At 72.5% G+C, this 12,479-nt stretch carries 1 protein-coding gene and 6 pseudogenes (1 of these 7 only partly in view); all 7 read left to right on the top strand.

Features of this window, described 5'->3' with window-relative positions:
- Positions 1-10: 10 nt before the first annotated feature.
- A pseudogene (locus AC6F7H_RS00630) lies at positions 11-352 on the top strand (ketoacyl-synthetase C-terminal extension domain-containing protein); the annotation flags it as partial.
- Positions 353-502: 150 nt separating this feature from the next.
- Positions 503-1,309 (top strand): annotated as a pseudogene (locus AC6F7H_RS00625) (acyltransferase domain-containing protein); the annotation flags it as partial.
- A gap of 69 nt (positions 1,310-1,378) precedes the next feature.
- A pseudogene (locus AC6F7H_RS00620) lies at positions 1,379-1,951 on the top strand (SpnB-like Rossmann fold domain-containing protein); the annotation flags it as partial.
- Between the two features lie 42 nt (positions 1,952-1,993).
- Positions 1,994-2,581 (top strand): annotated as a pseudogene (locus AC6F7H_RS00615) (SDR family NAD(P)-dependent oxidoreductase); the annotation flags it as partial.
- An 18-nt stretch (positions 2,582-2,599) separates the two neighbouring features.
- Positions 2,600-3,094 (top strand): annotated as a pseudogene (locus AC6F7H_RS00610) (acyl carrier protein); the annotation flags it as partial.
- A 48-nt stretch (positions 3,095-3,142) separates the two neighbouring features.
- Positions 3,143-3,370, top strand: a pseudogene (locus AC6F7H_RS00605) (type I polyketide synthase); the annotation flags it as partial.
- Positions 3,371-3,406: 36 nt separating this feature from the next.
- Positions 3,407-12,479, top strand: the beginning of a protein-coding gene (locus AC6F7H_RS00600; protein WP_500754536.1) for a type I polyketide synthase. It continues 22,388 nt past the right edge of the window; the window shows 9,073 of its 31,461 coding nt (coding positions 1-9,073); it begins with the start codon at positions 3,407-3,409; its stop codon lies beyond the right edge, outside the window.

Genomic DNA, 12,479 nt, shown 5'->3' with positions numbered 1-12,479 from the left:
CCTGATCAAGATGGTCATGGCGATGCGGCACGGCGTCCTGCCGGCGACGCTGCACGTGGACGAGCCGTCGCCGCAGGTGGACTGGTCGGCGGGCGCGGTGGAACTGCTGACCGAGGCGCGTCCGTGGCCGGTGGCGGACCGTCCGCGCCGCGCGGGCGTCTCGTCGTTCGGCATCAGCGGCACCAACGCCCACGTCATCCTGGAGCAGGCCCCGGAGCCCGAGCCGCTTCCGGTTGCCGCCCCGCGACAGGCGCCTGGGCTGGTCCCGTGGCCGGTGTCGGCGCACTCCGAGATCGCGTTGCGGGCTCAGGTGGAGCGGCTGGGATCGTTCGTGGCGGAGCGGCCGGAGCTGGATCCGGTGGACGTCGGCTGGTCGCTCGCGACGACCCGGGCCGCGCTGGAGCACCGAGCGGTGCTCACCTCCGGCGGGGATGTGCTGGCCGCCGGCACGGCCGCTGAGGGCCGGACCGCGTTCCTGTTCACCGGCCAGGGCTCGCAGCGCATGGGCATGGGGCTCGGGCTCTATGCGGCGTTCCCGGTGTTCGCCGAAGCGTTCGACGCGGTGTGCGCCCGGCTGGACGTCCGCCTGGAGCGCCCGCTGCGGGAGGTCCTGACCGACGGCGTCGACCTGGACCACACGATGTGGGCGCAGGCCGGTCTCTTCGCCCTCGAAGTCGCCCTGTACCGCCTGGTCGAGTCGTGGGGGGTGACCCCGGATGTGCTGCTGGGCCACTCGCTGGGTGAGATCAGCGCCGCACACGTGGCGGGCATCCTGGACCTGGACGACGCGTGTGTGCTGGTGGCGGAGCGGGGCCGGCTGATGCAGGCGCTGCCCGCGGGCGGCGGCATGCTCGCCGTGCAGGCCACCGAGGCCGACGTCGCCGACTCCGGCCTCGACATCGCCGCGGTCAACGGGCCCCGGTCCGTGGTGCTCTCCGGCGACGTGGACGCGATCAAGCGCTACGCGGTCGAGTCCGCGGAGCAGGGCCTGAGGGTCAGGAGCCTTGCGGTTTCGCACGCGTTCCACTCGGCTCTGATGGAGCCGATGCTGGACGAGTTCGCGAACGTGCTGTCGGGACTGACGTTCCACCCGGCCCGGATTCCCCTCGTCTCCAACCTGACCGGCGCCGTCGCCGAGCCGGGTGCCATGCAGGAGCCCGCGTACTGGCTGCACCAGGTCCGTGGCACGGTCCGCTTCGCCGACGGCGTCACCGCCCTCGACGCGCTGGGCGTGACGCGATACGTGGAACTGGGCCCGGACGGAGTCCTGTCGGGCATGGCCCAGGACACCGTCTCCGATGCCGTGTTCGTCCCTGTCCTGCGCAAGGACCGCGACGAGACCGACACCGCCCTCACCGCGGTCGGCAGCCTGTGGGCGATGGGTGGCGAGGTGGACTGGACGGCGGTGCTCGGCGGCTGGGACGGCCGGACGGTCGACCTGCCCACCTACGCCTTCCAGCGCGAACGCTACTGGCCGCAGTTGCCGATGCAGGAAGTCCAGGACTCGTGGCGTTACCGGGTGATGTGGCGGCCGCTGGACGGTCTGCCGTCGTCGTCGCAGGCGCTGTCCGGGGTGTGGGCGGTTGTCGGCACCGAGGACCCGGAGGTGTCCGCGGCCCTGTCGGCGGCGGGCGCGTCGGTGGTGGGTGTTCCGGTGGAGGAGGTCTTGGGTCTGCCGGGCCTGGCGGGTGTGGTCCTGGTCGCCTCGGGTGTGGCGGAGACGCTGTCGGTGGTGCAGGGGCTGGCCGGGGTGGATGCGCCGTTGTGGGTGCTGACCCGGGGTGCGGTGTCGGTGGGTGGTTCGGACCGGTTGGGTGATCCGGGTCTGGCGGCGGTATGGGGTCTGGGCCGGGTCGCGGCGCTGGAGATCCCGGGCCGCTGGGGCGGCCTGGTGGACCTGCCCGAGGTGTTGGATGCGCGGGCGGGCGCCCGCCTCGCGGGCATCCTGGCGGCACCTGGTGGTGAGGATCAGGTCGCGGTCCGTGGGTCGGGGGTGTTCGGGCGTCGTCTGGTGCGTGCGGTGCCTGCCGCGCCGGAAGACACGTCGTGGAGCCCGGACCCGTCGGGGACGGTGCTGGTCACGGGTGGTACGGGTGCGTTGGGTGCCGAGGTGGCGCGGTGGCTGGCGGGCCGGGGTGTGCCGCATCTGCTGCTGACCAGCCGTGGCGGTGTGGCGCCGGAGGGTCTGGTCGACGAGCTCGCGGGGCTGGGCGCGCGGGTGACGGTGGCTGCGTGCGATGTGGCCGACCGGGAGGCACTGGCGGCGGTCGTCGCGGGCGTGCCGGACGATGTGCCGCTGACGGGCGTGGTCCACGCGGCGGGTGTGTTGGACGACGGGTTGCTGGAGGGCCTGTCGCTGGAGCGTCTGGCGTCGGTGATGGCGCCGAAGGTGGACGGTCTGGTCAACCTGGACGCGGTGACGGCGGGGCTGCCCGTCGAGTGGCTGGTGGTGTTCTCCTCGCTCGCGGGCTCGGTGGGCAGCGCGGGTCAGGGCAACTATGCGGCGGCGAACGCGTGTGTGGACGCGTGGGTGGAGTGGCGTCGCGGTCGTGGGTTGCCGGCGGTGTCGGTGGCGTGGGGTCCGTGGGCCGAGGAGGGCATGGCCGCGGATGGTGTGGTGGTGGAGCGGCTGCGGCGTGGCGGGGTCCGCCCGCTGGACGCGGAGCTCGCGCTGCGCGTGTTCGGTGAGGCGATCCGGTCCGGTGACGCGGATGTGACGGTGGCGGATGTGGACTGGGAGCGGTTCGTTCCGGTGTTCACGTCGGCGCGTGCGAGCCGTCTGCTGGCGGACCTCCCGGAAGCGGCCGCGGTCGCGGCGGCTCTGCCGGCCGGCTCGCGTGGGCCGAGCCTGCGGGAACAGCTGGAGGGCCTGCCGGAGGGCAGGCGCCGTCAGGTCCTCCTCGACCTGGTCCGGGGGCAGGCCGCCGTCGTGCTCGGACATGCCGGGGTGCAGGCGGTGGAGCCGGGCCGGGCGTTCCGGGAACTGGGCTTCGACTCCCTGATGGCGGTCGAACTGCGCAACCTGCTGTCCGCGGCGACGGAGTTGTCGTTGCCGACCACCCTCGTCTTCGACCACCCGACCCCCGACACCCTCACCGACCACCTCCACACACAACTCGCCCCCGGCGAAGCACAGCAGACGGCCTCGATTGCCGAAGAGATCGACCGGCTGGAAGCGGCCCTGCTGACGCTGTCACAAGCCGAGGGCGAACAGTTCGACGTCTCGGGCCGACTGCAAGCCCTCCTGGCGAACTGGCGGAAGAGCAATGCCCCCGATGAAGAGACAGCTGCCGACGACGCGCTGGACCAAGCGGCCAGCGCCGACGAAGTACTGCAGCTGATCCAGAAGGAATTCGGGGGACCGAAGTGAACAGCGTTCAGACACATCCCGTGAAGGACAACGGCCATGGCGGATGAAGCACAGCTCCTCAACCAGCTGAAGTGGATGACCACGGAGCTGCGCCAGGCCCAGCGCTCGCTGCGCCAGGTCGAGGAACGCGAACACGAGCCGATCGCGGTCGTCGGTGTCAGCTGCCGCTTCCCCGGCGGGGTCCGGTCCCCGGAAGACCTGTGGCGGCTGGTCCGCGACGGTGTCGACGGCATCGGCGACTTCCCTGACAACCGTGGCTGGAGCGACGAGGGCGACTTCGTCCGCCAAGGCGGATTCCTCCACGACGCCGACCGGTTCGACGCGTCCATGTTCGGGATCTCGCCGCGCGAGGCGCTCGCCATGGACCCGCAGCAGCGACTGCTCATGGAGTCGGCCTGGGAGGTCTTCGAGTCCGCCGGGATCGACCCGCGGTCGCAGCGGCGTACCCGGACCGGCGTGTACGTCGGTACGAACGGCCAGGACTACGCAACGCTGCTGAACGCCGACGAGGCGGAGGGATACGTCTCCACCGGCGCCAGCGCCAGCGTGATCTCCGGCCGCGTGGCGTACGCGTTCGGGCTGGAGGGCCCGGCCGTCACCGTCGACACGGCGTGTTCGTCGTCGCTGGTAGCGCTCCACCTGGCGTCGCGTGCGCTGCGATCGGGAGAGTGCGGACTGGCCCTGGCCGGCGGTGTGACGGTGATGTCCACCCAGGCCGCCTTCGTGGAGTTCGACCGGCAGGACGGCCTGGCGTCGGACGGCCGGTGCAAGGCGTTCGCGGCGGGGGCCGACGGCACCGGCTGGGGCGAGGGCGTCGGCCTGCTGCTGCTGGAGCGGTTGTCGGATGCCGAGCGCAACGGGCACAAGATCCTCGCGGTGGTGCGGGGTACTGCCGTCAACCAGGACGGTGCGTCGAACGGTCTGACGGCGCCGAACGGCCCCTCGCAGCAGCGGGTGATCCGCCAGGCGCTGGCCAACGCCCGGCTCACCGGCGCGGACGTGGATGTCGTCGAGGCGCACGGTACGGGCACCCGGCTGGGTGATCCGATCGAGGCGCAGGCGCTCCTGGCCACGTACGGCCAGGAGCGTGACGAGGCCGGCGAGCCGCTGTGGCTGGGCTCGGTGAAGTCCAACATCGGCCACACGCAGGCGGCCGCGGGTGTCGCGGGCGTGATCAAGATGGTCATGGCGATGCGGCACGGTGTGCTGCCCGCGACGTTGCACGTGGACGAGCCGTCGCCGCAGGTGGACTGGTCGGCCGGTGCGGTGGAACTGCTCACCGAGGCGCGTGCCTGGCCCGCGGTGGAGCGTCCGCGGCGTGCGGGTGTGTCGTCGTTCGGGATCAGTGGCACGAACGCGCATGTGATCCTGGAGCAGGCTCCGGAGCCCGTCGTCGAGGGGGAGCCGGTTGCCGCGCCGCGACAGGCGCCGGGTCAGGTGCCGTGGGTGGTGTCGGCGAAGTCCGAGCCCGCACTGCGGGCTCAGGTGGAACGGCTGACGTCGTTCGTCGCGGGGCGGCCGGAACTGGATCCGGTGGACGTCGGCTGGTCGCTGGCGACGACCCGGGCCGGGCTGGAGCACCGTGCGGTGCTGGCGGGGGACACGACGCTCGCCGAGGGCGTGGCGGCCGAGGGCCGGACCGCGTTCCTGTTCACCGGCCAGGGTTCGCAGCGTGCCGGCATGGGCCTGGGGCTCTACGAGGCGTTCCCCGTCTTCGCCGAGGCCTTCGACGCGGTGTGCGCGCGCCTCGATGCCCGGCTGGAGCGCCCGCTGCGGGAGGTCCTGACCGACGGCGTGGACCTGGACCACACGATGTGGGCGCAGGCCAGCCTCTTCGCCCTCGAAGTCGCCCTCTACCGCCTGGTCGAAGCGTGGGGCATCACCCCGGACGTGCTCCTGGGCCACTCCCTCGGTGAGATCAGCGCCGCGCACGTCGCCGGGATCCTGGACCTGGACGACGCGTGTGTGCTGGTGGCGGAGCGGGGCCGGCTGATGCAGGCGCTGCCCGCGGGCGGCGGCATGCTCGCCGTGCAGGCGACCGAGGCCGAGGTCGCCGACTCCGGCCTGGACGTCGCGGCCGTCAACGGCCCGAACTCCGTCGTGCTCTCGGGTGAACTGGACGCGGTGGAGCGCTACTCCGCCGCATGCGCCGAGCGTGGCCTGCGGTTCAACGTCCTGTCGGTGTCGCATGCGTTCCACTCGGCTCTGATGGAGCCGATGCTGGACGAGTTCGCGGCGGTGCTGGACGGCCTCACGTTCAACCCGGCGCGGATCCCGGTCGTGTCGAACGTGACGGGTGCGGTGGCCGAGCCGGGTGCCATGCAGGCCCCGGGGTACTGGCTGCGTCAGGTGCGGCAGGCGGTGCGGTTCACCGACGGTGTCGCCACGCTCGACGCGATGGGCGTGACCCGCTATCTGGAGCTGGGTCCGGACGGTGTGCTGTCGGGCATGGCCCAGGAGACCGCCAGCGGTGCCGTGTTCGTCCCTGTGCTGCGCAAGGACCGGGACGAGGCCGGCACCGCCCTGACCGCCGTGAGCCGTCTGTGGGCGACCGGTGCCGAAGTCGACTGGACGAAGGTGTTCGCCGCCTGGGGCGGCCGGACGGTCGACCTGCCCACCTACGCCTTCCAGGGCGAGCGGTACTGGCCGCGACCGAACATGAACGCCGGGGATCTGGCCGCTGTCGGTCTGGTGAGTGCGGGCCACGCGCTGCTGGGTGCCACAGTTGCCCTTGCCGACGGGGATGCGGTCGTGCTGACCGGCCGCCTCGCTCTCGGAGCACAGCCCTGGCTCGGCGACCACGTCGTGCTGGATCGGGTGGTGGTCCCGGGTGCGGCGTTGGTGGAGATGGTGCTGCGGGCGGGGCAGGAGGTGGGCTGCGGTCTGCTGCGGGAGCTGGTGCTGCGGGCGCCGTTGGTGCTGCCGGAGTCCGGTGGTGTGCAGGTTCAGGTGCGGGTCGAGGGCCCGGATGCCTCGGGTGACCGGCCGGTGCATGTCCATGGGTGTGTCGAGGGCGCGGAGGAGTGGACGTTGCATGCGTCGGGCTTCCTCGCTGTGTCGCAGACGCGGGTGCCTGAGTTCGGTTTGAGTGTGTGGCCTCCGCAGGGTGCGGTTGCGGTGGAGGTCGACGGGTTCTACGAGTCGTTGGCCGGGGTGGGCTTCGGTTACGGTTCGGTGTTCCAGGGGGTGCGGGCGGCCTGGCGTGACGCGTCCGGTGTGTATGCGGATCTGGTGTTGCCTGAGCCGGGTGTGGGGCAGGTCGACGCGTTCGGTATTCATCCGGCGCTGCTGGATGCCGCGTTGCATCCGGCGAATCTCCTGTCCCAGGGCTTCGGCAAGTCCGGAGAGCCGGGGGAGTCTGGGCCGCGGTTGCCGTTCGCGTGGTCGGGGGTGGAGCTGTTCGCGGTCGGCGCGACCGCGCTGCGGGTGGCGATCCGTCCCGAGGGCGAGGGCTTCACCGTGCAGGCGGCGGACGGCACGGGTGCGCCGGTCGCTCTCGTGCGTGCGCTGGTGTCGCGGGCGGTGTCGGCGGAGCAGTTGTCGGCGGCCGGGCAGGCGGCGGACGACGCGCTGTTCGCCGTGGAATGGGTGCCGGTTCCGGTATCACCTGGGATCACCGCTGTCACCGAAGAGGACTCGGCGGAGGCTGCGGCGTGGACGGTGCTGCCGGCCGGTGACGGTCCGGTGGAGCAGGTCCTCGGTGAGGTGCTGCACGGTGTGCAGGAGTGGCTGGCGGACGAGAGCACGTTCGGCTCGCGTCTGGCGGTCGTGACCCGGGGCGCGATGCCCGCGGGTGCTGGCGTCGTCGTGGACCCGGTGGGTGCGGCGGTGTGGGGTCTGGTGCGCTCGGCGCAGTCGGAGCACCCGGACCGGATCGTGCTCGTCGACACCGACCCGGCATCTGAGGAACGGCTCGACCTGGCCCTCCTGGCCGGACTCGACGAGCCGCAGGTCGCCCTCCGTGACGGTGCGCTGCTGGCGCCCCGCCTGATGCGCGCCGGAGGCAGCGGACTGGTACTGCCGGACGACACCTGGCGCCTTCTGCCCGGCACCGACGGCACGCTGGAGTCCCTCCACCTCGAGGCGGCCGGCTCGCTGCCTCTGGAGTCCGGCCAGGTGCGGGTCGAGATCCGTGCGGCGGGTGTGAACTTCCGGGACGTGCTCCTGGGCCTCGGCATGTATCCGGAGCCCGGCGAGATGGGTGCGGAAGCGGCCGGTGTGGTCGTCGAGGTGGGCCCGGAGGTTGCGGACCTTCACGTCGGGGACCGGGTATTCGGCTTCTTCACCGGTTCGTTCGGTGCTGAGGCGGTGACGGACCGGAAGCAGGTGGTCCGGGTGCCCGAGGGCTGGTCGTGGGCGCAGGCGGCGGCGGTGCCGGTGGTGTTCGCCACGGCCTGGTACGGACTGCGGGACCTGGCCCAGGTCAAGGCCGGTGAATCCGTGCTGATCCACGCGGCCGCCGGCGGTGTCGGCATGGCCGCCGTGCAACTGGCCCGTCACTGGGGCCTGGAGGTGTACGCCACCGCCAGTCCCGCCAAGTGGCCCACCGTCATCGCCGGCGGAGTCGACCCCTCACGCATCGCCTCCTCCCGCGACCTCGACTTCGAAGACCGGATCCGGACCGCGACCGGCGGCAGGGGTGTCGACGTCGTGCTGAACTCGCTTGCGGGCGAGTTCCTCGACGCCTCCCTCAGGCTGCTGGCCCCCGGCGGCCGGTTCGTCGAGATGGGCAAGACCGACATCCGGGCCGGCCTCGACGTCCCGTACTACCCGTTCGACCTGTCGGATGCGGGTCCCGAGGGGATGGGCCGCATCCTCGCCGAGGTCGTCGCCCTCTTCGAACAGGGCTCCCTCCAGCCGCTGCCGTTGACCGTGTGGGACGTGCGTGAAGCGGTCACCGCCTGGCGCCACATGGCCCAGGCCAAGCACACCGGCAAGAACGTCCTCTCCCTTCCCGTCCGCCCGAACCCCGACGGCACGGTGCTGATCACCGGTGGCACCGGAACCCTCGGCGGGCTCCTCGCCCGCCACCTGGTCACCGAGCACGGCACCCGCCACCTGCTCCTGCTGTCCCGCCAGGGCCCCGGCGCCCCCGGCGCGGCCGACCTCGTCGAGGAACTCGCCGAACTCGGCGCCCGCGCCCGCATCGTGGCCTGCGACGCGGCCGACCGTGATGCCCTCGCCACCGTCCTCGACGCCATCCCCGCCGAGGTTCCGCTGACGGGTGTCGTTCATGCGGCGGGTGTCCTCGACGACGGTGTCTTCACCGGGCTGACCCAGGAGCGTCTGGACACCGTCCTGCGCGCCAAGGCCACCGCCGCGTCGAACCTGGACGAGCTGACCCGCGGCAGCGATCTCGCCATGTTCGTGCTCTACTCCTCCGCGTCGGCGACCTTCGGCACCCCGGGCCAGGCCAACTACGCGGCCGCCAACGCCTTCCTCGACGCCCTCGCGATCCGCCGCCGCGCACACGGCCTGCCCGGTCTCTCGCTGGGCTGGGACATGTGGCAGCAGGCCAGTGCGATGACCGGTCATCTTGAGGACCAGCTCGCGCGCGGGCTGGCCACCGAGCAGGCGCTCGCCCTCTTCGACACCGCACTGCGACGCTCTGCGGCACACCTGGTGCCGGCCAATCTTGACCTTGCTGCGGTGCGTGCGGCCGGTGAGGTGCCCGCGCTGCTGCGCGGCCTGGTGTCGGGCCGGGTGCGGCGTGCGGTCGCGCAGGAGTCCGTGGCCGGTCTGGCGCTGGTGCAGCGGCTGCGGTCCGTCCCCGAGGCCCAGCGGCACCAGATGCTGCTGGAGCTGGTGCGCGGCAGCGCCGCGACGGTCCTGGGCCACGGTTCGACCGACGCGGTCGGTGAGCGTCAGGCGTTCAAGGACCTGGGCTTCGACTCGCTCACCGCCGTCGAACTGCGCAACCGGCTGACCGCCGCCACCGGCCTGCGGCTGTCCGCGACGCTCGCGTTCGACTACCCCACCCCGGCTGTTCTCAGTGACCATCTGCTGGCGCAGTTCTTCGGCGAGTTGGACACCGCCGCAGAACCGGAGCCCCGGCTCACCCTGACCGGAACCGACGAGCCGATCGCGATCGTGGGCATGGCCTGCCGGTTCCCCGGCGGGGTCATGTCGCCCGAGCACTTGTGGGACCTGGTCGCCGACGGAGCAGACGGCATGTCGCCGTTCCCGACGGATCGCGGCTGGCCTGCCGATCTCGCGGGCCGATCCGCTGGGGTGGGCGGCTTCGTCCATGACGCGGACGGCTTCGACGCCGAGCTGTTCGGCATCTCGCCGCGTGAGGCCGTCGCCATGGACCCCCAGCAGCGGCTGGCGCTCGAGTCGGCGTGGGAGACCTTCGAGACCGCGGGAATGGATCCCCGTTCGCTGCGCGGCCGGAACGTGGGCGTGTTCGCCGGCGCGGCCTCCTCGGGGTACGGCATGAACGCACGGCTGCCCGAGGGCGCCGACGGACACCAGGTGACCGGAAGCACGACCAGCGTGATCTCCGGCCGTATCGCCTACTCCTTCGGGCTGGAGGGCCCGGCGGTGACGGTGGACACCGCGTGCTCGTCGTCGCTGGTGGCCCTGCACCTGGCCACGCAGGCGCTGCGCGCCGGCGAGTGTGACATGGCGCTGGCCGGTGGTGTGACGGTGATGGTCACGCCGGGCATGATCGCAGAGTTCGACCGGCAGGACGGGCTGGCCGGCGACGGCCGGTGCAAGGCGTTCTCCTCGGCGGCCGACGGGACCGGCTGGTCCGAGGGCGTGGGTCTGCTGCTCGTGGAGCGGTTGTCGGATGCGGAGCGCAACGGGCACACGATCCTCGCGGTGGTGCGGGGCAGCGCGATCAACCAGGACGGTGCGTCGAACGGTCTGACCGCGCCGAACGGGCCCTCGCAGCAGCGGGTGATCCGCCAGGCGCTGGCCAATGCCCGGCTGACGGGTGCGGACGTGGATGTCGTGGAGGCGCACGGCACCGGTACGCGTCTCGGGGATCCGATCGAGGCGCAGGCGCTGCTGGCGACCTACGGCCGCGAACGCGGTGAGGCCGGTGAGCCGTTGTGGCTGGGCTCGGTGAAGTCCAACATCGGCCACGCCCAGTCCGCCGCGGGTGTCGCGGGTGTGATCAAGATGGTGATGGCGCTGCGGCACGGGATGCTGCCGGCGACGTTGCACGTGGACGAGCCGTCGGCGGAGGTGGACTGGTCGGCGGGTGCGGTGGAGCTGCTGACCGAGGCGCGGGCCTGGCCCGCGGTGGAGCGTCCGCGGCGTGCGGCGGTGTCGTCCTTCGGGATCAGCGGTACCAACGCCCACGTGATCCTGGAGCAGGCCCCGGTCGGGGCCTCGGTTCGGGAAGCTGCTGCGGTCTCTCCTGTTTCGGATTCTGGTGTGTCGGCGTGGGTGGTGTCGGCGAAGTCCGAGGCCGCGCTGCGGGCGCAGGTGGAGCGGCTGGCCTCGTTCGTCGCGGAGCGTCCCGGGCTGGACCCGGTGGATGTGGGCTGGTCGCTGGCGACGACGCGGGCCGCGCTGGAGCACCGTGCGGTGGTCGTGGGGGAGGGCCGGGAGGAGCTGCTGGCCGGGCTGTCCGTGGCCACGCCGGCCGTTGCGGGTGCCGGTGGTGTGGTGTTCGTGTTCCCGGGTCAGGGCTCGCAGTGGGTGGGCATGGCGCGGGAGTTGTGGGATGCCTCGCCGGTGTTCCGGGAGCGGCTGACCGAGTGCGAGACCGCGCTGGCCCCGTTTGTGGACTGGTCGCTGACCGATGTGCTGCTGCGGGACGGGGACCTGGACCGGGTGGATGTGGTCCAGCCGGTGCTGTGGGCGGTGATGGTCGCCCTGGCGGAGGTGTGGCGTTCGGCGGGTGTGGTGCCGTCCGCGGTGGTGGGGCACTCGCAGGGTGAGATCGCCGCGGCGTGTGTGGCGGGCCGGCTGTCGCTGGAGGACGCGGCGCGGGTGGTGGCGCTGCGCTCGCAGGCCTTGGTGGCGGTGGCCGGGGGCGGGGGCATGGTGTCCGTGGCGGCCGGCCGGGAAGCGGTCGAGGGCCTGCTGCCGGGCACGGTGTCGGTGGCCGCGGTGAACGGTCCGTCCTCCACCGTGGTCTCCGGCGACGCCGAGTCCCTCGACTCGTTCATGGCCGCGTGCGAACGCCAGGGCATCCGCACGCGCCGCGTTCCGGTGGACTACGCGTCGCACTCGCCGGAGATGGACCGGCTCCGGGAGCGGATCCTGGCCGACCTGGCCGACCTGGCCCCGGCCACCGGCACGATTCCGATGATCTCCACCCTGACCGGCGAGAGCGTCGACGGTGGACTGGACGCCCGGTACTGGTTCGACAACCTGCGCTCCACCGTCGAGTTCGAGACCGCGGTCCGTGCCCTCCTCGGACAGGGGATGCGCACCTTCGTCGAGGTCAGCGCCCACCCGGTGCTCACCGTCGGCATCGAGGAGACCATCGACGCGACCGGGGCCGACGCCGTGGTGCTGGGCACCCTGCGACGCGGTGAGGGCGGCATGCACCGCCTCCTGACCAGCCTCGGCGAGGCATGGGCCACCGGCGTGGACGTGAACTGGTCCGCGCTGCTCACCGGCCGGCAGGTCGCTTTGCCGACCTACGCGTTCCAGCACGAGCGGTACTGGCTGGACGTCCCGTCGTTGCCGGTTCCGGCTGCGGGCGGGGTGGTGGACGCGGTCGAGTCGCGGTTCTGGGATGCCGTGGAGCGTGGTGACCTCGATGAACTCGCGGGCACGCTGCAGCTGTCGGAGGCCCCGCAGTTGCTGGGGTCGGTGGTTCCGGCGCTGGCGTCGTGGCGCCGGGAGCGGCGGCAGCGGTCCGTGATCGACACCTGGCGTTACCAGGTCGCCTGGAGGCCGCTCGCCGGTCTCCCGACGGCCGCCGCGCTGTCGGGCACCTGGCTGGTGGTGGGCGACGGTGCTGCGGAGGTGGCCGGGGCGTTGACCGGGGCGGGTGCCGTCGTGGCGGGCCTGTCGGTGGACGGGGTCGTGGACCGTGCGGGCCTGGCCGCGGCGGTCGCCGCCGTGCCGGATGTGTGCGGTGTGGTGCTGGCGGCCGGCGCGGGGACGGCCGACCGCACCGCCGCTGGGGTGGCGGATGAAC

The sequence above is a fragment of the Streptomyces sp. MMS24-W38 genome, from assembly GCF_059889265.1.
This window is presented reverse-complemented; position numbering and strand designations above follow the sequence as displayed.